Source organism: Halomonas sp. TP35, from assembly GCF_052375975.1.
Classification (GTDB): domain Bacteria; phylum Pseudomonadota; class Gammaproteobacteria; order Pseudomonadales; family Halomonadaceae; genus Vreelandella; species Vreelandella citrativorans.
The window spans coordinates 1-25927 of the sequence record NZ_JBQSUZ010000007.1; the positions used below are offsets into that span (position 1 = coordinate 1).

The 25927-nt window shown below is 50.4% G+C and carries 24 protein-coding genes; 22 read left to right on the forward strand and 2 right to left on the reverse strand.

The window, feature by feature from the left end; all coding sequences use genetic code 11:
- The first annotated feature begins 520 nt into the window (after window positions 1-520).
- From ACT3RU_RS10030 to ACT3RU_RS10130, 21 genes are all read left to right on the forward strand, one after another.
- A complete protein-coding gene (locus ACT3RU_RS10030) occupies window positions 521-994 on the forward strand; it encodes an RpiB/LacA/LacB family sugar-phosphate isomerase (RefSeq protein ID WP_087106447.1) in 474 nt (157 codons plus the stop codon).
- A gap of 106 nt (window positions 995-1100) precedes the next feature.
- A complete protein-coding gene (locus tag ACT3RU_RS10035; protein WP_192528510.1) occupies window positions 1101-2831 on the forward strand; it encodes a dihydroxyacetone kinase family protein in 1731 nt (576 codons plus the stop codon).
- Between the two features lie 87 nt (window positions 2832-2918).
- Complete coding sequence (locus tag ACT3RU_RS10040) at window positions 2919-3896, forward strand: sugar-binding transcriptional regulator (RefSeq protein WP_087106443.1); 978 nt, start codon at window positions 2919-2921, stop codon at window positions 3894-3896.
- 429 nt (window positions 3897-4325) lie between these two features.
- Window positions 4326-5432, forward strand: coding sequence for an MDR/zinc-dependent alcohol dehydrogenase-like family protein (locus ACT3RU_RS10045; RefSeq protein WP_192528511.1), 1107 nt, complete (start codon window positions 4326-4328; stop codon window positions 5430-5432).
- Window positions 5433-5478: 46 nt separating this feature from the next.
- Window positions 5479-6123: a DUF2291 family protein gene (locus ACT3RU_RS10050; RefSeq protein WP_225733927.1), complete on the forward strand. Its 645-nt coding sequence runs from the start codon at window positions 5479-5481 to the stop codon at window positions 6121-6123.
- Between the two features lie 9 nt (window positions 6124-6132).
- Complete coding sequence (locus ACT3RU_RS10055; RefSeq protein ID WP_192528512.1) at window positions 6133-7683, forward strand: sugar ABC transporter ATP-binding protein; 1551 nt, start codon at window positions 6133-6135, stop codon at window positions 7681-7683.
- 25 nt (window positions 7684-7708) lie between these two features.
- On the forward strand, window positions 7709-8806 hold the full coding sequence (locus ACT3RU_RS10060) for an ABC transporter permease (RefSeq protein WP_192528513.1): 1098 nt from the start codon (window positions 7709-7711) through the stop codon (window positions 8804-8806).
- A 74-nt stretch (window positions 8807-8880) separates the two neighbouring features.
- Entirely contained in the window at window positions 8881-9837 is a 957-nt protein-coding gene (locus tag ACT3RU_RS10065; RefSeq protein WP_192528514.1) for a D-ribose ABC transporter substrate-binding protein, read from the forward strand.
- 70 nt (window positions 9838-9907) lie between these two features.
- Window positions 9908-10810 carry a ribokinase gene (locus ACT3RU_RS10070; protein WP_192528515.1) on the forward strand — a complete coding sequence of 301 codons (903 nt, stop codon included), beginning with the start codon at window positions 9908-9910 and terminating at the stop codon, window positions 10808-10810.
- A 509-nt stretch (window positions 10811-11319) separates the two neighbouring features.
- The gene (locus ACT3RU_RS10075) at window positions 11320-12192 is read left to right on the forward strand and encodes a transketolase (protein WP_192528516.1); all 873 of its coding nucleotides are present in this window, start codon (window positions 11320-11322) and stop codon (window positions 12190-12192) included.
- Window position 12193: 1 nt separating this feature from the next.
- Window positions 12194-13189: a transketolase family protein gene (locus tag ACT3RU_RS10080; protein ID WP_192528517.1), complete on the forward strand. Its 996-nt coding sequence runs from the start codon at window positions 12194-12196 to the stop codon at window positions 13187-13189.
- 71 nt (window positions 13190-13260) lie between these two features.
- Window positions 13261-14241 carry a TRAP transporter substrate-binding protein gene (locus ACT3RU_RS10085; RefSeq protein ID WP_192528518.1) on the forward strand — a complete coding sequence of 327 codons (981 nt, stop codon included), beginning with the start codon at window positions 13261-13263 and terminating at the stop codon, window positions 14239-14241.
- Window positions 14242-14260: 19 nt separating this feature from the next.
- On the forward strand, window positions 14261-14824 hold the full coding sequence (locus ACT3RU_RS10090; RefSeq protein WP_087106420.1) for a TRAP transporter small permease: 564 nt from the start codon (window positions 14261-14263) through the stop codon (window positions 14822-14824).
- Window positions 14821-16080: a TRAP transporter large permease gene (locus ACT3RU_RS10095; RefSeq protein ID WP_087106418.1), complete on the forward strand. Its 1260-nt coding sequence runs from the start codon at window positions 14821-14823 to the stop codon at window positions 16078-16080. The genes ACT3RU_RS10090 and ACT3RU_RS10095 overlap by 4 nt, the downstream gene beginning before the upstream one ends.
- Window positions 16081-16088: 8 nt before the next feature.
- A complete protein-coding gene (locus tag ACT3RU_RS10100) occupies window positions 16089-16994 on the forward strand; it encodes an NAD(P)-dependent oxidoreductase (RefSeq protein WP_087106416.1) in 906 nt (301 codons plus the stop codon).
- 14 nt (window positions 16995-17008) lie between these two features.
- Window positions 17009-17842, forward strand: a complete 834-nt coding sequence (locus ACT3RU_RS10105; protein ID WP_176372168.1) for a sugar phosphate isomerase/epimerase family protein — start codon at window positions 17009-17011, stop codon at window positions 17840-17842.
- Window positions 17843-17857: 15 nt separating this feature from the next.
- Complete coding sequence (locus ACT3RU_RS10110; protein WP_087106413.1) at window positions 17858-18610, forward strand: SDR family NAD(P)-dependent oxidoreductase; 753 nt, start codon at window positions 17858-17860, stop codon at window positions 18608-18610.
- A 59-nt stretch (window positions 18611-18669) separates the two neighbouring features.
- Window positions 18670-19389 carry a FadR/GntR family transcriptional regulator gene (locus tag ACT3RU_RS10115; protein WP_087106411.1) on the forward strand — a complete coding sequence of 240 codons (720 nt, stop codon included), beginning with the start codon at window positions 18670-18672 and terminating at the stop codon, window positions 19387-19389.
- 225 nt (window positions 19390-19614) lie between these two features.
- Window positions 19615-20670, forward strand: coding sequence for an AbrB family transcriptional regulator (locus tag ACT3RU_RS10120; protein ID WP_192528520.1), 1056 nt, complete (start codon window positions 19615-19617; stop codon window positions 20668-20670).
- An 18-nt stretch (window positions 20671-20688) separates the two neighbouring features.
- The gene (locus ACT3RU_RS10125) at window positions 20689-22557 is read left to right on the forward strand and encodes an ABC transporter ATP-binding protein (RefSeq protein WP_087106407.1); all 1869 of its coding nucleotides are present in this window, start codon (window positions 20689-20691) and stop codon (window positions 22555-22557) included.
- A gap of 56 nt (window positions 22558-22613) precedes the next feature.
- Complete coding sequence (locus tag ACT3RU_RS10130; RefSeq protein WP_192528521.1) at window positions 22614-23621, forward strand: zinc-dependent alcohol dehydrogenase family protein; 1008 nt, start codon at window positions 22614-22616, stop codon at window positions 23619-23621.
- 62 nt (window positions 23622-23683) lie between these two features.
- Here ACT3RU_RS10130 and ACT3RU_RS10135 read toward each other — a convergent pair whose 3' ends face one another.
- Both ACT3RU_RS10135 and ACT3RU_RS10140 read right to left on the reverse strand, forming a co-directional pair.
- Complete coding sequence (locus ACT3RU_RS10135; RefSeq protein ID WP_087106403.1) at window positions 23684-23950, reverse strand: hypothetical protein; 267 nt, start codon at window positions 23948-23950, stop codon at window positions 23684-23686.
- 389 nt (window positions 23951-24339) lie between these two features.
- Window positions 24340-25071 (reverse strand): YebC/PmpR family DNA-binding transcriptional regulator, encoded by a 732-nt coding sequence (locus ACT3RU_RS10140; protein ID WP_087106400.1) that lies wholly within the window; start codon window positions 25069-25071, stop codon window positions 24340-24342.
- A 201-nt stretch (window positions 25072-25272) separates the two neighbouring features.
- Between ACT3RU_RS10140 and ACT3RU_RS10145 the strand changes: the two genes are divergently transcribed.
- A complete protein-coding gene (locus tag ACT3RU_RS10145) occupies window positions 25273-25896 on the forward strand; it encodes a LysE family translocator (RefSeq protein ID WP_192528522.1) in 624 nt (207 codons plus the stop codon).
- Window positions 25897-25927: the final 31 nt, after the last annotated feature.

Genomic DNA, 25927 nt, shown 5'->3' on the forward strand with positions numbered 1-25927 from the left:
GAGGGTAACGCGATTTTTCATAAGGATAATGCCTTGGTTTTGTTGATTAAATGATACTGCGAGTTATAAAGCGCTACGCGATTAATGACGCCAGGTTCTGTTAGTCGCTGTCAAAAGCCGAACGCCATCCGCCAGCGAGTGTTCGCAAAATCTATCTAAAACGTCATTTTTCGCTATTTTTTAAAATGAACAGTGATTGATCAAATGATTGGATAATTAAGCGCCTTTCGTCAAACATGGTGACGGGGTTTTTGAATGGATAGTTACTATACAAAAGTATAAATATTATGTTTTTACAGTTTTATTAGCTATAAATCTATATTATTCAATCGTTTATCATAGGTGTTTTTTATAATATTTTCATGATCTCTGAAATGTGCTTAATGCTCTTATGATCAAGCTATTTACAAATGATCGTCTAGTGGTAGATTGAAGGCATCAGTAGGCGGCTGGATAGAGTGTCTGGATATTTGTTGTTATCAGCCGCTGTGCTTCTATTGCTTGTACGGGGAGAACCTGAATGTCTAATAAAACGCCTGCTCTCAGAATCGCGATTGGTGGCGATGAGGCTGCTTACGACTTAAAAGAAATACTGATCAGCCATGTTCGTGAGCTAGGCTTCGAGGTTGAAGATTTTGGCACGTTTAATGCTGAGCCGGTGCTGTATCCCGACGTCGCCTTTGAGGTGGCAACGGCCATTAAGGAAGGACGTTTTGATCGTGGAGTACTGGTCTGTGGGACGGGTATCGGGGTGGCTATTTCTGCCAATAAAGTGCCAGGTATACGGGCTGCTCAAGCGCATGATGTTTATTCGGCCGCTAAAGCTCAAACCAGTAACAACGCACAAATTGTGACCCTTGGGGCGAGGGTTGTGGGACCAGAATTAGCCAAGTTAATTGTCTCCACTTTTTTGAATCATCATTTTTCTGGTGGTGCTTCCGAATTAAAAATAGCAAAAATTGAAGAGTACGAGTCTCGATTAACAACCCGCTAATCATAAGTTGATGGGATGACGAGACTGATTAATAGCCAGAAATTAACAATAACACCACCATGCAAGCTGTGATGACGCCGTACGTCTTCACTCCGGAGGTATAACAATGACACGCCTGTTTAATGATCCGAGTAATTTTCCTGAAGAAGCGCGCTTAGGGTTAGTAGCTGCTAATCGCGATAAGTTGATGGCTGTGCCCGGTGGTGTTGTGCGCAGTACGCGCAGTGAGCCCGGTACGGTAGCCGTTGTAATTGGAGGCGGGAGCGGCCATTACCCAACCTTTGCTGGTTTGGTGGGGCAAGGGTTAGCGCATGGTGCCGTCATGGGAAACCTGTTCTGCTCTCCTTCATCTCAGCAGGTTTACTCGGTGGCTAAAGCCGCCCATAACGGTGGGGGTGTGCTGCTTTCGTTTGGCAATTATGCGGGTGATGTGCTGCATTTTGGTGAGGCACGAGAGCGCCTCATTGCCGAGGGTATTCCCTGTGAAATCGTGCTGGTGACTGATGATGTAGCCAGTGCACCGCTAGAAGAGATAGATAAGCGTCGTGGCATTGCGGGGGACTTAACCGTTTTTAAGGCCGCTGCTGCCGCTGCTGAAAACGGCTTATCGCTTGAAGCAGTCGTCGTGGTGGCGAAAGAGGCAAACCGTTGCACGCGCTCTTTTGGTGTTGCCTTTGAGGGGTGCACGCTGCCAGGAGCGGATGATTCGCTCTTCCATGTGCCTGAGGGCAGGATGGCTATTGGGTTGGGGATTCATGGCGAGCCTGGCATTAGTGAGGCTGATATTCCCACTGCGGATGAGCTGGCAGACATGCTCGTTAATCGATTGCTGCAAGAGGTTCCTGAAGGTATTGAAATCAGCGGAGCCCGCGTGGCCGTGGTGCTTAATGGTTTAGGCACCGTAAAGTACGAAGAACTATTTGTCATTTATCGTAAAGTCGATGAGCTATTGCAGAGTGCAGGCATACACATTGTAGAGCCGGATGTGGGTGAGCTGGTGACTAGCCTGGATATGGCTGGGGTTTCACTGACATTTTTCTGGCTTGATCAGCAAATGGAACCGCTTTGGACCGCTGCGGCTGATGCGCCTGGTTATCGAAAAGGCAGTGTCAAGCCCGCTGAGGCGTTAGACCCGGCTGAGGTAGAGGTAGTGGTGCAAGATGCTATTCCTGAGGCCAGCGAGTCTTCTCGCAAGTTGGCGCGGGGCGTCATCGAGTCGCTGGAGGTTCTTGCCAATACCGTCAATAGGAATTGTGATTTATTGGGTCAGATTGATGCCGTCGCAGGTGACGGTGATCATGGCATCGGTATGCAGCGCGGTAGTAAAGCGGCGCTAGAAGGTGCTAACGAGGCTTTTAATAAAGGTGCGGGAGCGCAAACAGTGCTGCAATGGGCAGGGCAGCACTGGTCAGATAAAGCGGGCGGTACGTCAGGGGCTATCTGGCGAGTGATTCTGAAATCAATGGGAGAGTCGCTGGGCAATGATAGGCTGCTCTCAGGCCAGCGCCTTGCGGCAGGTGTGATAAATGCGCGTGACCAGGTAATGGCGTTTGGTAAGGCGGAGCTGGGCGATAAGACGCTCGTTGATGTGCTGGCCCCATTCGCCGATGCTTTATCCAGAGAGGTTGAGAAAGGCGGTGAGCTGGTGACTTGCTGGGAGGTTGCCGCACTCACTGCTAGTAAAGCAGCTGATGAAACGGCGAAGCTGTTGCCCCGAGTGGGGCGGGCACGCCCGTTGGCAGAAAAAAGCCTGGGCACGCGTGATGCAGGAGCGGTTTCGCTCGCGCTGATCATTCAAGCGCTTATCCCTGTATTGAAAAAGTGTGAGCCTAGCTGACATTATACGTTCTCGTGCGAGGTGCTTAAGTAGGAGTGCCTCGTTTTTAAGTACGTGCCATGCTTTTAAACAATTCCCGGATGCTGAATGAATAGTCAAGATGTTGCTGACATTGACTTAATGACAGAGATTTCGACTCTCTACTATGTACAGGGGGAAACCCAAGAAGCGATTGCTAATCGACTCGGTCATTCACGAGTACGAATAGGACGTCTGCTTAAAAAGGCGCAAGCAGAGGGAATTGTTGATGTTCGAGTACGAATGCATCCCGCTGTTAGTATTGAAATTGAGCAAGAGCTTAAGCGACGTTTTGGCCTCAAGAGGGCGCTAATTGCCTTGGATAACGCGGATCCGGATGCGCAGCGTTCAGGTGTGGCAAGCCTCGTGGCAGATCACTTATCGCGTAGCCTGATTGATGGCCAGATTGTCGCCGTTGGTATGGGGCGTAATGTAGCCGCCGTGGCAGATAACGTTTTTCAGGCAGAGGTATTAAAGGTTTCTTTTGTCTGTGCAATTGGCGGATCGCTGCGTGCAGGTGAGCATATGAACCCTGACCATATTTGTCGACGCTTGGCGAGCCGGTTTGGCGGCGATAGTGAGACACTTTACGCTCCTGCCTTGGTGCAAAATGGCGATGTAAGGGACGCATTGTACGAAAATTCCACTGTTCGCCAGACGCTGGATCGTGCTCGACGTGCTGATACTGCTTTAATTGGTGTGGGTGACGTAAGTGAAGATAGCAATATGGTGCGCATGGGGTGGTTTTCTGCTCAGGAGATAGCCGAAGCACGCCTGTCTGGAACGGTGGGGGATATGATGGGCTATGACTTTATCGATATCCACGGTCAGCCTTCTGATACACGCATGCAGGGGCGTGTAGTAGGCCTTAATATTCAGGACCTTACGCGAATTCCCGATGTTATTGCTATCGCTAGTGAGAATACCAAAGCTGTAGGTATTTTGGGTGCGCTCCGCACAGGCGTGATTGATACATTAGCGACCAGCGTCACCAATGCACACACTATTCTGCGCCTTGATGAGGCGACTCAGCGCAATGTGACATAAGCAGATGCCTGTCCATTGGCTTTTTGGCTGACCTGAACGCCCAATTTATTCAGGTGCTTGGCGGCTTTGGTTGTCTGCTTAATCCCTTTTTCAGTCTCTTCTTTTGTTTATCGCTTTGTCCATGGCATATGCATTTTGGTATGCCAAGGATGTCGTGAGTTAAGCAATGCATTTAATAAGGCTGTGATCATATGATCGAAGATAATTCATGTATTTCTGATATAGTCATCTTTTATGCCTGATTGATTTTTTGTTTTTTTATTGTTAATAATCAATTTGTTATTGCTTTAGTCTAAAGTATGAGTATGAAAAGTTACATTATAAATTGACTCGACTATCCTTAAAGTACTTAACTCATATGTACACGGTGATATCTTTTGTAATGTACGAAAGGTTGTAAACCATAATAAGAGACATTAGGAGTGAGCAATGCGTAATGCCGATAACAACAAGCACGCTGAATTACCACTAACCATGCAAGCTGTCGTGGCCTATGCTCCAGGTGATTATCGCCTTGAGGAGGTTGCTGTTCCAGAGGCGAAAGAGGGAGAAGTGGTGATTAAGGTCGAAGCATGCGGCATCTGCGCAGGTGACCTCAAGGCATACGAAGGCGCACCCAGCTTTTGGGGAGATGGTACTCAGCCCGCTTATATAAAGGCTCCTATGATTCCTGGGCATGAATTTATAGGTCATGTAATGGCATTGGGTGAAGGCGTTAAACACTTGGAAATTGGTGATCGCGTTATATCTGAGCAAATTGTGCCCTGCTGGGAATGCAGATTCTGTAACCGGGGTCAGTATTGGATGTGTGAAAAGCATGATGTCTATGGGTTTCAGAACAATGTAAATGGTGGTATGGCTGAATACATGGTCTTCCCCAAAGAAGCCATTAACCATAAGCTCCCCGATGAAATCCCGATGGAAAAAGCGGTTCTCATTGAGCCCTATGCTTGCTCACTGCATGCCGTTAAACGTGCACAGGTTGAGCTGGGTGATGTAGTGGTTCTCTCCGGTGCCGGTACGCTTGGACTAGGAATGATCGGCGCGATTAAAAAATCCGGCCCTTCAAAACTAGTGGTCCTGGATCTCAATAATAAACGACTAGAGCTGGCCAAAGAGTTTGGGGCGGATATCGTTCTGAATCCAGCTGAGGTTAATGTTGTCGACTATGTAAAAAGTATTACAGAGGGATACGGCTGCGATATTTATATTGAGGCTACCGGAGCAGTTAAGTCGGTAGAGCAGGGACTTTATATGATTCGTAAACTTGGGCGGTTTATTGAATTTAGTGTTTTTAAAGAACCTGTTACTGTTGATTGGAGTATTATTAGTGACCGTAAAGAGTTGGATATATTGGGTGCTCATTTAGGCCCCTATTGCTATCCATTAGTTATTGACGGTATTGGTAATGATGATTTTCCGACGAGCCGTGTAGTAACCCATAAGCTTCCATTGAATAAGTTTCATGAGGGGCTAGATCTTATGCGCAACGATCCCGATGCATTAAAAGTGGTGTTAATTCCAGACTGGAAGTAAGTCGTGAAAGATTTTTATCATAAGCATAATAATAACTGGAGTGGTCATGCCAGCGACATTAAATTCGTTGCCCGCTAACAAGCGTATGAAGGTTTATGTGGCAGGTGTTTGTGCCCTAGCGCTTATGGCACTAATGGCATTTGATACCAAAGTTTTAAGCCTTGCTGAGCTTGAAGGTGAAGTGGGTTTTTCACCAGAAAACTTTGCACAACAAAGTTTTCCTGAGATCAAAGAGTACATTGAAACCAATGCGGTAGAAGCAAACGTGTTGGCCCCAGAGGCTCTTGAGAGTGCCGGTGCGTCAGGCGAGAAATACGGTGTTCCATCAGGTATTGGCCATGTTATACCGGTGACACTAACAGGCGTGGTCGTAGACGAAAAGTCAGGCATTTACACCGTTAATGTCGCTGATATGTCCGATGAAATTGTTATTCGGGTGCAAGCCGGATCGGCGATTAATGGCACAACGCTTCGCGATACCACTGGTGATATTCAGTTTAGTGATTTTACCAACCAGATTGAGTATCAAAATGCAGGTGCTGCTTTAAATGAAGAAATGAAGCGTCAGATACTTTCGGAAATGGCAGGGCAGGATTTAACGGGAAAAACATTAGTAATCGCTGGCTCCTTTAACATGATTAATCCAAAGAACTGGCTAATTACTCCGGTGAGCATAGCGATCACTGACTAAGGAGTAGCTATGTATAACAATCAGAAATCGAAAGCTAAAACGACTTCACGTGAGGTGATCCTTTCTGCACGTAATGTTGAAAAACGTTTTGGTGCAGTGCAAGCCCTTAAAGAAGTCAATTTCGATATACACCGAGGGCTGGTGACTACGCTTTTTGGCGAAAATGGGGCGGGAAAATCTACACTGATGAAAATTTTGTCTGGCGTCATCCCTCAGACAGCTGGAGATATTGTTCTTGAAGGAAAAAATGTTTGCTTTTCTTCACCATCGGATGCGGAAGCATTAGGTATTACTATCATTCACCAAGAGCTAAGTTTGGCTCCTAATTTGAATGTCCGCGATAACATCTTCATGGGGCGTGAGCTTACTAAAATTAGTGGTAGCGTCGACTATAGCGAAGAGGCACGTCAGGCTGAGTTGTTAATGAAAGAGCTGGATGAGCCCATTCACCCCTTGACGCCGGTCGAAGATCTGCGTGTGGGTCAACAACAGATTGTTGAAATCGCTAGAGCGCTGTCCAAAAAATCCCGCATTCTCATCATGGATGAGCCGACTTCTGCATTAAGCGCGTCGGAGGTTGAGACACTATTCAAAGTAGTCCGGGATCTCAAAAGCAAGGGGGTATCGATTGTCTATATCTCACACCACTTAGAGGAAGCGCTGCAAATTACAGACCATGCTGTTGTTCTGCGTGATGGCGTTATGACCGCCTATGCCCCGCGCTGCGAAATCGATCTTCAATGGATTGTAAGGCACATGGTGGGCGAGAGTTTTGATCTTGGCTCACCCCCGGAAGGGTATGAGCAAGGAGACATAGCGCTTTCTATTCAGCACCTTTGCGTAAGTGACGATAATGTCGCAGATCGCTATGTGGTGGATGACTTGTCACTTGATGTTCGTGCGGGAGAAATAGTCTGTATTTATGGATTGATGGGGGCAGGAAGAACAGAGCTACTAGAGTGTGTTGCTGGGCGAGTAAGGCAGTCGGAAGGGAAAATATTGCTCCAGTCACAAGAGGTATCGCATTACAACATTGCACAGCGAATAGAAAGAGGTTTGGTGCTAGTACCGGAGGACCGCCAACGGGATGGATTGGTGGCAACCATGACAGTCGGGCGTAATTTGTCGCTGGCTAGCATCAATGCATTTACTCGCAAAGGACTTACTTCATCCAGCTTAGAGGAGGGAATGGTTGCTTCAGCCATCAATAAGGTACATATCAAAACAGATGGTGGTGAGGCTGAAATTGGCTCGTTGTCTGGAGGCAATCAGCAGAAAGTTGTTATCGGTAAAATGCTGGCAACCAATCCTGACGTCTTCATGCTTGATGAACCGAGCCGAGGTATTGATATTGGCGCGAAAGCAGAGGTCTTCAAGCTGCTCAGTGAAGGGGCACGCGAGGGCTTGGCAGTCGTTTTTACAACATCTGAAGTAAGCGAGTGCTTAAGCATACCGCATAGGGTTGTAGTGATGAGCAAGGGGCGAATCTCTGCTGAATTCGGACCTGGCGTATCAAAGGAAGAAATTATGGCCGCTTCAGGCGAATCAGTTGCCGCGTGAGTATTCAATCGGATAGGTGTTTAACATGTCTCATTACAACAACGGATCACAAGGCAAAAAGGGCGGCATTGATATCATCAAGATATTATTGGAAGGCAGGGCCTTTTTTGCATTGATCGCGATTATTATCGTCTTTTCTATTCTCTCGCCTGTTTATTTCTCGACGGGCAATTTTTTGACGATGTCCTCGCACGTAGCCGTTTTCGGTTTGCTAGGTATAGGAATGCTGTTTGTCATCCTAACAGGCGGTATAGATTTGTCGGTAGGCTCTACATTGGCGCTGTGCGGAGTATTTGCCGGCATGCTGCTAGAAGGGGTTGAGATTGAGGCGCTTAATTTAGCGTTCTTTCCCTCCGTGTGGGTTGTTGTAGTGCTTACGTGTTTACTAGGTGGGTTGGTCGGAAGTATTAACGGTGTTCTGGTTGCCTATTTTAAAGTGCCTGCTTTTGTTGCCACCTTGGGCATGTTGTATGTTGCCCGCGGCGCAGCATTGTTATTGACTGATGGCCTGACTTTTAATCGCTTGAGTGGCGATCCTGCATTAGGTAATACGGGATTCGAGTGGCTTGGTTTTAACAAATTATTGGGGATTCCTGTGGGAGTTCTGATCCTCTTTTTTGTGGCTATTGTATGCATGCTGGCGTTAAGTCGCACACCGTTTGGGCGCTGGATCTACTCAACGGGTGGTAATGCACGGGCGGCAGAGTTATCGGGTGTGCCTGTTAATAGAGTGAAGCTCTCTGTTTACATTATTTCCGGTGTATGTGCTGCCTTGGCTGGGATTGTTCTTGCCTCTCAATTAACGTCAGCAGGACCCACCGCCGGAACAACCTATGAATTAACGGCAATCGCTGCAGTCGTTATAGGGGGTGCTTCACTAATGGGTGGGCGCGGCTCAGTAAGAAATACTCTGCTGGGTGCATTTGTAATTGGCTTCTTGGCAGATGGCCTGGTAATCATTGGGGTTTCTGCCTACTGGCAAATGGTGTTTACAGGAAGTGTTATTGTTTTTGCCGTCATGCTTAATAACATTCAGTACAGTGCCAAAAATAAGTCTTCTAAAAAGTTAGAGACAAAACAAATTGATTCAAAAGATAAAAATTCTGAAGCAACAGCCGCTTAGCGTGGTTTTGCTTAGAAGTATGGCCTGCTAAGGGCTACGCAGAAGCTCTAATAATCATAACTATGAGGTGATGTATGTTTCCAAAAAGCAAAAAGCTAGCTCTAACAGCGCTTGCCAGCATATCAATGCTAGTAAGTGGCTCTATTGTGGCTCAGGATAAAGGGTTAATATCTATTATTGTGAATGATATGTCTAACCCCTACTGGCAAACAGAAGGAGCAATTGCTGAGCGCACCGCACAAGAATTAGGGTACACAGCAAATGTCAGTTCACATGTAGGTGATACTAATACGGAAAGCAATCAGGTGGACACGGCTATTACCAATGGGGCTGAGGCTATAATTTTGGATCCTGCTAATGCAGATGGCTCCATTGGCGCTGTCCGTAGGGCTGTCGACGCAGGAATTCCTGTATTTATAATTAATGCTGAAATAAATCAGCAAGGATTAGCTAAGGCGCAGCTAGTTTCAAACAATGCTCAAGGGGCTGCACTAGGAGCACAAGAATGGGCAATGCAGTTGAACGGGGAAGGGACCTATATAGAATTAGAAGGTCCGCCTTCAGATAATAATGCCGCAACCCGCTCTAATGGGTATGAGACTGTCTTGAGCCAGTACCCTGATCTAACCCAAGTAGCCTCTGATATTGCTAATTGGGATCGTACCCAAGGGCGTAATAAGATGCAGAGTATGCTGCGTTCTCACCCAGATATTAGTGGTGTCATCAGCGGTAACGATGAAATGGCGCTAGGGGCTATCGTGGCTCTCAAACAAGAGGGCCTGCTGGACGGTGTGTTGGTTGGCGGGTTCGATGGTTCTCCTGATGCCGTTGATGCAGTTCGTTCTGGTGAGTTGGCTTATACAGTCTTGCAGCCAGTAGCTGTCTTTGCAGAAGATGCCGTTAGAATTGCTGATAATTATATTAATACAGGTGAGACTGGCCTGGATAATGAAAAGCAACTTTATGACTGTATCCTTATTACACCAGATAATGTTGATGACTATATCGCACCCTTCGTACTAGAAGGATAAGTGGTCAGAAAGTGACCTAAAGGCCAGCCAGTTTTATACTGGCTGGCCTTTTTAATAAAGAGAAGAGTTGATGATTTATAATTATGGTTCGATTAATATCGATTATATCTATCACGTTCCATATTTTGTTCGGCCCGGAGAAACACAAAGGTGCGACGGGCACAGTGTTGGATTAGGCGGTAAGGGCGCAAATCAATCGCTGTCGATAGCATGCGCTAACGGTTTAGTAAGCCATTGGGGTAGAGTGTCTTCAAAAGATGCTTGGGCGGTTGAAGAGCTAAAAAGGGCGGGAGTAAATGTATGTGATATAGAGCTAACCCAGCAGCCTAGTGGGCATGCTGTTGTTCAGATTGATGAGCAAGGGGAGAACTCTATAATTTTGTTTCCTGGTGTTAATCACGGAGCTGAAAAAGAGCGATTGGCATTTTTGCTATCTAAAGTGAAGTCGGGAGATACGTTGCTTGTTCAAAACGAGTGTGATGGACTTGGCTATATTATTCCGCTTGCAGTTAGCCATGGTTGTAACGTTATATTTAATCCCGCACCCATGACCGCAGATGTATCAGAATTACCCCTGGATCAATGCAAGTTGCTTTTTTTTAATCGCACTGAAGCCGCTTCTTTATTAGAAATACCGATAGAGTCGAGTGCATCAGACTTGCTCCGAAAGTTAAGAAATAAACTGGGCAGTGCCGAGATAGTACTGACCTTGGGAAGCGAGGGTGCATGGTACTTATATAATAGTGAAACTTATTTTCAAGCTGCTTTACCGGTGAGAGCTATTGATACCACAGCGGCGGGTGATACCTTTGTGGGCTATTTTCTCGCAGCTCGCCAGGCGGGCGCTGAGCCATTTGAGTGCCTCAAAAGAGCAACGGCAGCTGCCGCGTTAGCCGTTCAATACCGGGGCGCTGCCAGCAGTATCCCAAAGGCAGAAGAGGTCGATCGGCTGATGCGACAAGAAGGGATGTAAAGTGCTTTTTTAATATTTTAATGGCTAAGGTTTATCCGCCCTGTGCACGCGTAGGGATGCGGTTGTTACGTGTATTGGTGACTAACATTCATTGGATGCGATGATATCTCGCTCGTTGGCTTTTTATTTTTTCGCTGATCTTCCGGCCTTTTTCTTCCTCTCAGTATTTCCACATCATGGGTTTGAGGATGTGTTTATCTCGTACATGCTCAGAACTTGAGAGCACCCTGGCTTTCTCTCTCTTTCGCTATTGGTTGACCATTTTTTTATAGTTTTATTTATATTGTCTGCGGTTGTTGATACGGCATTGATTTTGCGTGCCTGCCTTATATAACTAAGCGATATTTTTCATTCAGCTGGTTGTTTTTATTGTATTTTTTCATTTTTTTAATTATTTTAATTTTCTATATTTATTAAAGTTAATGTAATTTACCATAGACTAAAGTTCTGTTTCGAGGAATATAAATTGCCTATATCTTCAATTGGTCAACCAATTGGAGGTGACTTGCATGAGTCAAACAGCTACCGCATCGAAGGCCAGCACCGTAGAGGCGCTTCGGAAGCGGACTTACAATATTCGCCGTCACGCCCTACGTATGGGCGAGGTGCAAGGTCAGGGCTATGTGGGTCAAGCTCTGGGAATCGCCGATGTACTGGCCGTTTCCTACTTCCACGCTTTAAAAATCGATCCTAAAAATCCCGAGTGGGAAGAGCGGGATCGCTTTCTGCTGTCCATTGGCCACTATGCCATCGCTCTTTATGCCGCTCTGATTGAGGCAGGCGTTATCAGCGAAGACGAAATCGAAGACTACGGCAGCGATGACAGCATCCTGCCCATGTCCGGTATGGCTGCTTATACCCCGGGCATGGAAATCACCGGCGGTTCCTTGGGGCACGGTTTAGGTATCGGTGTTGGCATGGCGCTTGGCCTTAAGCGCAAACAGAGCACTTCACGGATTTTCAATCTGTTATCCGATGGCGAGTTGAACGAAGGCTCCACTTGGGAAGCGGTAGCCTCAGCGGCGCACTGGAAGCTGGATAACCTGATTGCCATCGTTGATGTTAACGACCAGCAAGCCGACGACAAGTCTTCAATGGTGCTTAATTACGAGCCCATCGCAGATAAGTGGACGGCGTTTGGCTGGGAAACCTACCGCGTTGATGGCAACGATCTTGAAGCCGTACTTGAAGCCTTCGATAGCGCCTTGGCAAGTAACTCCGACAAGCCTCGCGTGATTATCTGCGACACCTTGATGGGCTGCGGCGTACCCTTTTTGGAAAGGCGGGACAAGACTCACTTTATTCGTGTTGATGAGAACGAATGGAGCCTGGCGCTCAAAGAGCTTGATGACGTTTACGGTATTCAGTCAGGAGAGAAATAAAATGAGCGCCAAGAAGAAGCTAAAAACGTCGGCAATGATTGCCTCTATTGCCGGTGAAGGTCAAGCCACTACGTCAGCACCGTTTGGTCACGCGTTGGTAGAGGCTGCCGAGAAAAACGACAAAATTGTCGGCATGACGGCGGATCTGGGCAAGTACACCGATCTGCATATTTTTGCACAAGCCTACCCTGAGCGTTATTACCAAATGGGCATGGCGGAACAGCTGCTAATGATGGCAGGAGCGGGTATGGCACGCGAAGGCTTTATTCCCTTCGTGACTACCTACAGCGTGTTTGCTTCACGTCGCGCCTACGACTTTATCTGCTTGGCGATTGCTGAGGAGAACCTCAACGTCAAAATCATCAGTGCGCTGCCCGGCCTTACCACTGGTTACGGCCCAAGCCACCAGGCCACTGAAGATGTCGCTATCTTTCGCGGCATGCCGAATCTGACCATTCTTGACCCGTGCGATGCGGTGGATATCGAGCAGTCGGTACAGGCGATGGTTGATTTTAACGGGCCGGTATATCTGCGCTTGCTGCGTGGCAAGGTCCCTCGCGTTCTGGACCGCTTTGAAGGTTATCGTTTTGAAATTGGTAAAGCCAAACAACTGATCGACGGTAAAGACGCGTTGGTTATCGCTTCTGGCCTGATGACTATGCGTGCCATTGAAGCGTCCGACGAGCTGAAAGAGAAAGGCGTTGACGTTGGTGTGATGCACTGCGCGACGATCAAGCCACTGGATACTGCTGCGATACTTGAAGAAGTTCGCCGATATCCTGACCGCCCCGTTTTTGTCGCCGAAAACCACTCGGTAGTGGGTGGCTTGGGAGAAAGCATCGCTTCGCTGCTGATGAAAGAAGGCGTGTCCGTCAAGTTTTATCAGATCGGCCTGCCGGATGAGTTTTTAGATGCCGGCGCGCTACCCACTCTGCATGACCGCTACGGTATTTCTACCAAGGAGGTTGTCAAGACCATCAAGCAACACGTTGTTTGATACGTGAGTTTTCTCACTCGTTGATATGCCAGCCACAACCTACAACAATTAATTTAAATGAGACAAACGCCATGAAAAAAACTGTACTTGCTACTGCCATCGCCGGCGCTGTTTTCTTTGCAGGCAGTGCCACCGCCCAACAGACCCTTCAACTAACGCACAATGCGGCAGAGGGAAACCCCAAGTGGGAGGCATCCGAGCTTTTTGCCGAATTGGTTGAGGAAAAAACCGGTGGTGAGTTGAGAGTTGATGTTGGCGGTAACGCCCAGTACGGCGACGACATGGAAGCCTTGACGCTCATGCGTATGGGTACACTAGCGTTCAGTACCAATAGCCAAGGGGCAACCTCCAGCGTAGTGCCCCAGTTCTCTGTGCTGGGTCTACCTTTTCTCTTCGACTCGCTGCCCGCCGCTTGGGAGGTCATGGATGGAGAAGTGGGTGAGGAGCTGAAACGCTTGGCCGAAGAGCAGAACCTGGTACTGCTCGGGCTGTGGGATAATGGAATTCGTCACGTTAGCAATAACGTGCGGCCAATCGAAACGCCAGCCAACCTGCAAGGCCTCAAAATTCGTACGCCGCCGGATGAAATGACGGTGGATATTTTTGAGGCATTGGGTGCCAACCCTACCCCCATGAATTTCTCCGAGCTTTACATCGCGCTTGAACAGGGAGTGGTAGACGGTCAGGAAAATCCTTTGATGAATACCTACTCGTCAAGGCTCCACGAAGTTCAGGACTATATCTCGCTGACCGGACACAAGTATGAGTCTACTCCACTGCTCATGAGCAAGATGATGTGGGACATGCTCTCTGCTGAGCAGCAGCAGGCGGTTCAGGAAGCGGCTAACGAGGCAGGTGAATTCAATCGCCAAGCTTCTCTTGAAGCCGATGAACGGCTTCGTGGCTTGATCGAAGACGCCGGAGTGAGCATTAACGAGGTTGATAAGGCGCCTTTTGTCGAAGCGACCTCCTCGGTTTACGATCTGTGGCGGGAAGAATATCCCGAGCTTGTGGACATGGTAGTTAACGCCGCTCAAAACGGGCAGCAGTAACGAACCGGAGGGGCTTTTCATGACGCTCTCAGACGAGAGCCGCAACAGCGAAGCCGGTAAGCCGGTTTCGCTGTTAATCGGCTCGAAGAACTTGATTTATCAAGTATCCAAGTGGTTGGCGATCATTTCGATCGTGACCATTTTCGTGTCTCTGCTCTCTGGGGTGGTAGTTCGCTATCTTTTCTCGACAAACCTTGGCTGGGTGACGGAAATTCCCAACCTGTTCTTTCCTTGGTTAACCATGGGCGCCATCGTGGCGGCTGCGGCCAGAAACGAACATATCGGGATTGAGCTGGTGGTGGAGAAGCTACCAAGGCTACCCCGAAAAGTGGTGACACTCACTGTGAATGTGATCGCGCTGGTTGCTTTCAGCACTATGGCTTATCACGGCTTGAATGTGGTGGAGATTGCAGGCGGACAGCGTTTTCCCATTACTCGTCTTGGCATGTCTTGGGCGTATTGGTCGGTGGTTGCTGGGTTTGCAGGGCTCGCGCTTGTCTCGCTGATCAATAGTGCATTGGTGCTGGTGGGCGGTGAGGAGCAGTCAGGCCCGCAGGTATCGCACGGGGAGGAAGGAATATGACAGTTCAAATGCTAGTGGCGTTTGTTCTCTTCTTGCTGATGGCAATGCCCGTGGGGTATTCGCTAGTCATTAGCGGTTGGGCGGCATTGTCGGTCTTCGGGCCTATGCCTTCCAGCATGGCGCTGATGAAGATTTTTCAACCAACGCAGAGCTTCCCACTTCTGGCGATTCCTTTCTTTATTCTTTCCGGTAGTCTGATGATGTCGGGCAAGTTGGGTCAGAAGCTGGTCGGTCTAGCGTCAATGCTGGTGGGTAAGTATCACGGCGGGCTGGGGCAGGTAAGCGTGGTGGGCTCGACGGTGTTCGGGGGCGTATCCGGCTCGTCGGTGGCGGAAGCCTCGGCACTGGGTTCGATGCTCATTCCGTGGCAGAAAAGGGAAGGCTATCCTGGAGCATTTGGAGCCGCGGTCACATCGGCTTCCTCGGTCATTGCTGGTCTGATGCCGCCCTCGATTCCGCTGATTTTGTTTGCCACGGTATCCAACAGTTCCATTGCCTCGCTGTTTATCGCCGCCGTTATTCCCGCCCTGATGCTGGCGGCCGGTATGATGCTGGCCTGTTACTTTGTGGGCAAGCGCCGCGAGTTTCCTCGTCTTAAACTCAAGCACACGCGCGCCGAGATGCGCAGCACGCTGTTCACCGCGCTGCCTGCGCTGCTGATGCCGGTGTTTATCGTGGTACTGCTAAGAGCCGGTATTGCCACGCCCACTGAGGTCAGCATCATCGCCGTGGCCTACGCGCTGATGGTCAGCGGTATCATCTATCGCGATTTGACCGGCGAGCGGGTTATGGCGGCGCTGGTCAATACGGTCATCACCACGGGCATCGTGATGCTGATCATCGCAGCGGCCAATATCATCGCCTATATCTTGACCTCGGGTGGTGTGCCGCAAGCAGTTGCCCAGTGGGCCGTTGAGTATCTGAAACACCCGCTTCTGATAATCCTGGCGATCAACCTGCTGCTGCTTTTCATCGGCATGTTCCTGGACTTGCCTGCAGCCATCCTGCTCTTGGGCCCCACACTTGTCTCCATTGCCAACGCTATTGGGCTGGATCTGGTGCAACTGGGCATCATGATGTGCGTGAACCTGAGTATTGGCCTGTTTACGCCGCCTATTGGCACAACACTGTTCGTCTCGGCGGCGATCGCCCGCGAGCGTATCGGAGCGGTAGTAAAGGAGCTCGCACCTTTCTATCTGGTGGCCATTATCGTGCTGCTGCTTGTTTCTTACGTACCGGCACTGATCATCTACTGAGGTTTGATATGCATAACATAGCTTTTGCTGGGCTTGGCGCTATGGGCCGACCCATGGCGACGTGCTTGAAAAACGCAGGCTTCAACGTGCTGGGTATTGACGCGTTTGAGCAGGTTGAAACAACCTTCAACGATCAGGCCACTTCGAGCGACGCAAAGCATCGTTATCTCGCCGATTGTAATGCACTTTTTATCATGGTGGTTAACGCCGAACAGGTGCGCGCCGTGTTGTTTGGCAACAACGCAGGTGACGGCACCACTTCAAGCGTCGTGTCGTCGCTAAAAGAAGGTGCCTGTATCGTGCAGATGTCGACGATTGCGCCAAGCGACGCCGCTGGTATCGCCAGCGAAGTGGCAGCGGTTCGACCGGGTCTTCATTACATCGATGCGCCGGTCTCCGGCGGGGTCGTAGGCGCCCAAGCCGGTGAACTGACTATCATGGCCGCCGGTAGCGAGGAGGCCCTTGGCCGTTGTTCGAAAGCGTTCGAGGTGATGGGAAAGGCGGTGTTCGTCGCCGGGCCCACGGCGGGCCAGGGTGCGGCCATGAAAGCCGTTAACCAGTTGCTGTGCGGCGTGCATATCGCCGCGGCCGCCGAGGCGCTGTCGCTTGCTGAAAAGAGCGGAATCGAGTCATCGGTCATGCTTTCGATGGTGCAGGGCTCGGCCGCTTCGAGCTGGATGCTGGGCGACCGCGGCCCACGCATGATTGCCGAACCCGGCGAGGTCACCAGCGTCGTCGATATCTTCTGTAAGGACATGGGCATTGTCTGCGACTCCGCCAAGGTCGCCAAAGCGTTCACGCCGCTGGCGGAGACCGCCCGGCAGATGTTCGTGGCAAGCTCCGAGCGGGGGGAGGGCAAGCTTGATGATAGCCAGGTCATCCGCACCTACCGCCTGCTCAACGGCAAGGGATGAGGCGACCTATGGCAATGAGTTTTATATCCGTCAGTACCGCTGCCTACGATGGCTATGGGTTCGATGTGATCTTGCCTTCGCTTGCGCGGTGCGGGGTAAAAAATGTTGAGTTCGCTTTTATCGATGGCTACGTAGAGGCGTTTACTGATAGCGACTTTACCGAGTCATTTGCCAGCGATTTGAAAAGCGAGATGCGCCGCTATGGCCAGCAGTGTCGTTACTTCTCAGGCCATATTGATCTGGGGCTTGAAAACGCTGCTGCCAGGCTTGAGGCGCGCTGCCGTTTTGCGGCTTCGCTAGGCGCAGGTTTTGTCATTACCAACGCGGCCACGAGTGAGCATGAGAGCACGTTCTTTAAGCAGGCCGATACACTGGCCGCCATTGCGCGTGAGTACGGCGTGCGTATTTTGCTTGAAAACCCCGGTAACGGGGCGCCCAACGTGTTCGATAGCTCAGCGGATGCGTCGGCGTTACTTGAACGGTTGGGTGATGAGGCCTTTGGCATTAACTACGACATGGGCAATTTGCTTTCCCACTGCCTAAATAAGAACGCCCTTGATGATGCTCTGGCGGCCATGTCTATCGCCGATCACTTTCATCTCAAGCCCTGTGCTCGACGTAGCGATGGGTTCGATTTTGTTCCGTTCGGCGAAGGTGATACGGATGATAAAGCGCTCGCTGCTTCGCTGCTTGACCAAGGTAAGCCGTTCTCGCTGGAACTTCCATTTCGACTGCATCGCGATGCTGGTGCTCAGCCGTGGCGCGATGAACAACCACTGCCGCTCGATAGGATCGAGTCGCAAATTTTACGCTCCCTTGAGGAGTTGGCTTTACTGACCCAACATTAATAAAAGGAAAACGTCATGCTGCTTAAAGGTAAAGTATGTATCGTGACTGGCGCTGCCGGTGAAAAAGGTATTGGTCTTAGAACGGCGCGTCTCTTCTACGAGCACGGTGCTTCCATTGTTATTTCCGACATCAATGAGGCAGCCTGCGAGAAAGTACGCAGCGAGTTTGACGCTGACCGCTCGATGGTCGTAACAGGTAACGTGGTAAGCCGTGATGACTGCTTCAGTCTGGCGAAAGCCGTGATGGAAAAGTTTGGTAGAATTGATGTGCTGGTCAATAACGCAGGCATCACTCAGCCGGTTAAGTTTGAAGAGATTACGCCAGAAGATTACGACCGTATTTTAGACGTTAACCTGCGTGGCATGATGTATATGTCGCAAGCTGTCGTGCCGCACATGAAACAGGGCGGAGCTGGGTCTATCATTAATACATCTTCGGTTTCTGCACAACGCGGCGGTGGTATCTTCGGTGGCCCACATTATAGTGCGGCCAAGGCCGGTATGCTGGGGCTTGGAAAAGCCATGGCGCGCGAGCTCGGTGCATCCGGTATTCGTGTTAACTCCGTAACGCCTGGCTTGATTGCCACCGACATTACTGCTGGCAAACTTGATGATCAAATGAAAGCAAAAATCCTGGAAGGTATTCCGCTCGCCCGCTTGGGTGGACCCGCCGATGTTGCCAATGCTTTCCTTTTCCTGGCAAGTGATCTCTCAAGCTACATGACAGGGACTACTCTGGATGTGAACGGCGGTATGCACATTCACTGACTATGATAAGCTACCCTTATACTTAAAATACGGTATAGGGGTAGCACTTGGATGACGCTATGAGCCAAATGGATCCGAATCTTTTGGATAGGCTTAAGGAGTTTGTTTCTGTCTCCGAACTTTCCAAGGATGGCCGGTTAAAGCTCCCTCCAGAAAGAGCGCTCTGCGAGCACTTTGATATGCACCGCTCATCGGTACGAAATGTACTTTCAGTATTGCATAGCCTTGGGTTCATTGAGCGCAAGCAGGGCAGTGGCACCTTTCTCAAAATGCCGGAGCCGGTGTTTATTCAGCTCTACTTTGAGCTGGCGCTAAAACTTAATTATATCTCTGTTGATCATCTTGAAACTGCCCGGGAAATGTTTGAAAAAGAGATTGTCCAGGCAGCCGCGGTCAACCATCAAGCCCATGAGCTAGAGCAGCTTGAAAGGCTCTGCAGCAAGATCGTTAATTCCACCGATGTACTTGAAGGTATTCAGGCGGATTACGAGTTTCATGAGCTGTTGGCGATTATGGCCAAAAATCCCGCTGTGTTGATTATTTTTCAAGGACTGTCATCGGTGCTTAAAAAAGTACTTCATCAGCGCAGGGTTCTTGCCAGGCAGTCAAAGGGCGCACAAAAGAAAACCAACGAGACGCATATCGCGCTTGTTGATGCTGTTAAAACCCGTGATCGCGAGTTGGCACGCCAAGCTATGCACGACCACTTTGAGACCTGGAATCAGCAGACATTACGCTCCTTCCCTCAAAAGAAAGCGCCTGCTTTTTCGATAGAGTAAGCGCTTATATTCCAAGGCAGCGGAGCTATTTTGATAGCCAGCGTAGCGTTGCTGCCTGCCTGATACACGTCAGTCTTCACCGCGTTAGCGCTGGCAATCCTGCAAGCAGCGTCGGCTTCCTTGCTATTGGTGTCCTTGTATAGCCTGGTCAGTGATAAACTATCGTTATATTTAGCGGGTTAATAAATTAACCCGCTAGCGCAGATTTCGGTAGCGAGGGCTGGTGTGAAAGGTGTTGTAAGTACAAGAAGTGCAAAAGGGCTGTTAACGTCGCTCATCGTTGGCGCGATAGGCGGCACGATTTTCCAACTTACCGGTTTACCGCTTGCCTGGATGCTTGGCCCTCTGGTTGCCAATTTGCTGGTTTCCTCTCGGGGCGTTAACGTTGTAGTGCCGGAGCGACTGCGTAATGTTTTTCTCGCTGTTATGGGGTTGGTGTTAGGCAGCCAGGTAACACCGGAACTCGCTCAGCGGGTGGTCGATTGGCCAATATCAGCCGTGCTGTTGTTAGCGGGCATTAGCGCCTCTACGGTGGCGGCCTCGGCCTGGTATCGGCGCTGTGGGTTTGATTCCGTCAGCGCTTGGTTTGCCGCCGCTCCCGGCGCCATGACCGCGATGATTATTCTGGGCGACAAATGTGGCGGCGACCCTCAGCGTATTGCTATTGCCCAGTCGATTCGCGTGATTTTGGTGATTTTAGTGTTACCTCCTCTTTTTTGGGCCTACGAGGGCGGGGACGGTGACATGGCGTTGCGGGCAAATGAGTTTGAACATGCCTGGATGCTGTTGCTTATCCCTCTGCTACTGCCGCTCGGGCGCTGGCTACGCTTTCCTACCCCCGCCTTATTGGTACCGTTGCTTACCGCTGCACTGCTTTCAGGGTTTGATATTGCAAGTCTTCGGTTGCCTGACTGGGGGATGAACCTGATGCTTTGGGTATTGGGCAGCGCAATCGGTTCTCGCTTTAAAGGCATGACGCGACGGTTATGGGGGCGCTATTTATGGCAGTCAGGCATTGCCACGCTGTTGGCGCTTATGGTGTTGGCCCTGTTTGCTGAGTTGATTCATCAGTTTGTGGGCGTTGGCCGTGATGTAGCCCTGCTGGCGCTGGCACCCGGCGGGGTTGGCGAGATGGCCATTTTGGCGGTGGCGCTTAATATTGATCCGGTATTTGTCGCATTTCACCACCTTCTTCGCATGGTGACGTTGATGGTCTTTGCGCCATTTTGGGCTCGCTGGCTTTTACGGCATCAGGCATCTAACCCTACTAATGATCGATAAGTAACGTAAGGAACGTTCATGTTTTCTCGTATGCTGCAGCCGCTATTTCGTTACTTTGAAACGCGCGTAGATCCTTACCCCATGGAGGATGTTCAAACACCGCCTAAAGGCCTATTGCCCTTCATCAAGCACTTCTCGCGCCCGGTATTGCCGTTGCTGATTGCCATGACGCTGTTTACTGCGCTGGTGTCATCCGCGGAGGTGCTTTTCTTTAACTACATGGGGCAACTGATTGATTGGCTGGGCAATGTAGAGCGTGAAGGCTTTTGGGCTGCGAATGGGCTTTGGTTGACCGGGGTCGGTGTGTTGATGCTTGTGGGGCTGCCGCTGTTGGTGCTGGCTCAATCGTTGATTACTCATCAAAGCATCTTCGGTAATTATCCGATGATTGGCCGTTGGCTCTCGCATCGTCATATGCTTAACCAAAGCCTGGCTTTTTATCAGGACGAGTTTGCCGGGCGGGTATCCCAAAAAGTGATGCAAACCGCCTTGGCGATCCGCGAAACGGTCACTAAGGTGATGGGCCTTTTGGTCTACGCGATTGTGTATTTTACCGGTGCGGCGATTTTGTTGGGGCGGGCCGATTTATGGCTATTGCTCCCTTTGGGGCTTTGGCTCATTGGGTATTTGGCCATCATGCGCTTTTTTGTTCCTCGGCTGCGTGATGTGTCCATGGCGCAGGCCGACGCCCGCGCGCAGATGACCGGGCGCGTGGTCGACAGCTACAGCAATATTCAAACCATAAAGCTATTTGCGGATACCGAGCGTGAGCAGCGCTATGCACGCGATGCCATGGAAGGATTCATGGAAACCGTGCATCAGCAGATGCGTTTGGTCACCATTATGAGTGTCTGCCTGACGCTGCTAAATACCGCGCTGCTGGTAGGCACGGCAGGTATGGCGATTAGCACCTGGTATTACGATGCCATTTCGCTAGGCGTATTAACCATCGCGATTGCGCTGGTGATGCGGATCCGCTTTATGTCTGACTGGATTTTATGGGAAGTGGCGGGCTTGTTTGAAAATATTGGTACGGTACAGGATGGCATGAACACTATCGCCCGCGAACCGACCATCAGTGATGTGCCCAATGCGCCAGCCCTCCATGTACCGGCGGGTAAAATTCATTTTGACGCGCTGCGTTTTGGCTATGAGCAGGCCAAAGGCGAAAGCCGAACCGTGTTTGATGGACTGAATCTGACAATCGCCCCCGGTGAGAAAATTGGCCTGATTGGTCGTTCAGGCGCGGGTAAATCGACCCTCGCTAACCTGCTGCTGCGTTTTTATGATGTTCAGGGCGGGCGCATTCTTATCGATGATCAGGACATCGCTCAGGTCACGCAAACCTCATTGCGTCACCAGATTGGCATGGTGACCCAGGATACCTCGCTTTTGCACCGTTCGCTGCGCGATAACATTCGCTACGGCACTCCGCAGGCAGACGATGAGGCAGTATGGGCCGCCGTATGCCGCGCCCATGCGGATGCGTTCATTAACGACCTGGTGGATCCTCAGGGGCGTCGTGGGTTGGACGCACATGTGGGCGAGCGCGGCGTTAAGCTGTCGGGTGGCCAGCGCCAACGTATTGCCATCGCGCGCGTGCTGTTGAAAAACGCGCCTATTTTGGTATTGGATGAAGCCACGTCGGCGCTGGACTCTGAAGTGGAAGCCGCCATTCAAGAGCAGTTGGATACGTTAATGGAAGGCAAAACGGTTATTGCCATTGCCCACCGTCTTTCCACCATCGCAATGCTTGATCGGCTGATCGTGGTTGAGCAGGGGCGTATTGTAGAAAGCGGCACGCATACGGAATTGCTCGCTCAAGACGGTATTTATGCCGGGCTATGGAAGCGCCAGTCGGGCGGCTTTCTTGGGGTTGATATGTGAATTTTCTGATCCTCTGCTAACGTGTTCCAGACGACAGCTAAACCGGGAGATCGACAATGCAAGTGGTAACGCTACAAGCCCCAGGTGGGCTGGATAAACTTAATGTGCAGGATGCCACGGCACCTGGCGCACCTGCAGCGGGTGAGGTTCGCGTACGCATTCATGCAAGCTCGCTGAATTTTCATGATTACGGCGTAGTGGCGGGCAAAATGCCGACCACTGACGGCCGTATTCCCATGTCGGATGGAGCGGGTATTGTTGAAGAGGTAGGTGAGGGAGTATCCGAGTTTTCAGTGGGTGATCGCGTAGTATCGACATTCTTCCCTCACTGGCTGGAAGGCCCTGCACGCGTTGCGGATTTTACGACGACGCCTGGCGATGGTGTCGATGGCTACGCCTGTGAACAGGTGGTTCGCCCTGCGCAGTGGTTTACCCATCAGCCGAAGGGGTATAGCCATGCTGAGTCGGCAACGCTCACTACTGCAGGGTTAACGGCATGGCGTGCGCTTGTGGTGGATGGCGGCTTAAAAGCAGGCGATACGGTATTGGTGCTGGGCTCTGGCGGTGTATCCATATTTGCGCTGCAGTTTGCACGCATGATGGGCGCCCACGTTATCGCGACGTCGTCTTCCAACGCGAAACGTGAGCGGTTACGTGAATTGGGCGCTACCCATACGATTAACTACAAGGAAACCCCTGAATGGGGCAAGCAGGTTAATGAACTGACGGATGGGCAAGGTGTTGATCATATTGTCGAAGTAGGCGGACCTGGAACGCTGCCGCAATCTATCGAAGCGATCAAAATTGGTGGGCATATCTCATTGATTGGTGTGCTGACTGGCCGCCAGGGAGACATTCCAACCGCGAAGCTAATGGCAAAACAGGCGCGTTTGCAGGGCCTGATTGTGGGCAGTCGCCGCCATCAGATAGAGATGATCAAGGCTATTGAAGCTAACGATATGCGCCCCATTATTGATCGAGAGTTTGAATTAGCCGAGATTGCGGATGCCTTTCGCTACCAGGAGGCGGGCAAGCATTTAGGAAAAATTTGTTTAACGTTCTAAAGGCCTTCGCTTGCGATCTTTACCAGCACTGCCCGTAAGGGGGTGCTGGTAGAACGATGCGATTATTCTGCTAAACGGCTATACACCACGCCCTTAATTTCAAGCTCCCAGATATGCTCATAAGGCACGGTGATGCTATCCACTTCATCAGGATCATCGTGACTTTTGTGTAGCTGTTTTTCGGGAATGACCGTTGCATCCATTTTACGGGCGAGCTGAATGCGCGCGCTAAACCGGTTGCCAGCCTGGTCAATGAGAACGCGCTCTCCCGACATACATTTTTCAAGCTTGGCGTAGAGCTCTGCCTCGCTAACATGAACAATACTCATGGTCGCCTCCTGCGTAACATGAAATGGTTGCGGATAATGGTTATCTCTGAAGATGTCATTTTAGTCGATAAGTTCGAATAGCTCCGCAGTGATTTATCCTCAAAATACTAACCTTGTTCTTGTTTAGTGTATCGACCGTAAACCTCAGGGCGTTCGTTGTTTGATGGCGCCTCCTCATCAAGCGCTTGTCCATAAAGAGCGACAGCGTTTAGCGGTGTACTGTCGGGGCTGTTGGGTGTGGCAGCAGTTTTGGTTTATTACCGATCTAACCGTGCGGGGGAAGCAGGTGCTGAGCGATGCCGGTATTAAGCCTGCGCTGTTGTCACCAAATGCTGCGCTGGCCGTCAGCAATACGCTGACGGCCACTTTAAACGTACCGATCGTGCTATTTACGCTGTCTCTTCTGGCAACTCAGCGCTGTGGAAGACGTTTTGTACATCGTCCAGATCGGTGAGCATGCCCACAAATTTTTCAAATAGCGCCACGTCATCGCCTTCGAGCGGCGTGGTGTTTTGCGGCAGAAACTGAATCTCATCAATTTCAAAATCGAGCTCACCGAACGCATTCAGCAGGGCTTGCTTGGCTTTAGAATATTCGGTGTGTGGCGCATAAACCGTAATACGCGCTTCTTCCTGCTCAATGTCGGTCACATCAACATCGGCTTCCATCAGCGCTTCAAGCACCGCCTCTTCTTCCTGGCCGACAAACGCAAAAATCGCGCAGTGATCGAACATGTGGCTAACGCTGCCGGGGGTGCCAATCTTGCTTTTCGTTTTGGTAAAGCAACCGCGTACATCGCCAAAGGTGCGGTTAGGGTTATCGGTTAAGCAGTCGACAATCACCATGGCGTTACCGGGGCCAAAGCCTTCGTAGCGTGCTGGAGAGAAGTCTTCGCCACCTGCGCCGCTGGCCTTGTCTAGCGCTTTATCAATAACGTGCGAGGGAACCTGATCTCTTTTCGCACGCTCTATTAAACCGCGCAGGGCAAGGTTACCGTTCGGGTCTGAGCCGCCTGCTTTTGCAACGACATAAATTTCACGCCCGTATTTGCTATAAACCTTGGTTTTTGCGTCGGCCGTTTTAGCCATCGATTCTTTACGGTTTTGAAACGCCCTACCCATATCGGAGTCCTTTATTAGCCGTGCCACGCCTGTTTTGACAGCAGGCGTCATTTTCATCGAAAAAGGGGCAAATTTTACCCAACAGCGTACCATGCTAACAGCGTTATTTAAGAGAGACGACGTTATACAGCAAGCAACTCAGCCGGTAACGGCATTGGCGCATGTAGACGACGATTCATTAACAAGTACAAAGAGGAAAAAATGCCGTTTTCACTCTGGTTGTCACTCGCGGCTATCTGCGCCATGGGGGCTATGTCGCCCGGGCCCAGCCTCGCTCTGGTTTTAAAACACACGTTGGGCGGTGGGCGGTTGCCAGGTATTACCGCTGCTTTATTTCATGCGGCTGGCGTCGGGTTTTATGCGCTTTTGACTGTCTGGGGGCTGGGCGCGTTAGTTACTCGTTCGCCTGACGTTTTTCAACTGATTACCTGGGCGGGCGCCGCCTATTTAGCCTGGTTAGGCATCAAGGCGTTACGGGCTGGCAGGGCGGGGGTGATGAGTCAACAGGGGGTGGTAACCACTCGCCGTCAGGCGGCCAAAGAGGGGATGCTCGTGGCGCTGGGTAATCCCAAGCTGATTATCTTTTTTGTAGCGTTGCTGAGCCAGTTTGTTACTCCTGATATGAGTAGTATGGCAAAGATGATCGTCGTACTAACCGCTATGCTTATTGATGGTGGTTGGTACGTGCTGGTGGCGGTCGGCTTGTCGCATTCGCGGGTACTGCCTTGGTTGCAGCGCCATGCGCACTGGATAAATCGATTAACCGGCGTGCTACTGATTGCGCTGGCGCTGCGCGTTGTCATGGGGCCCATTACCATAGGTTAATAGGCCGTTGTGCTTGGCAATAATCGATATA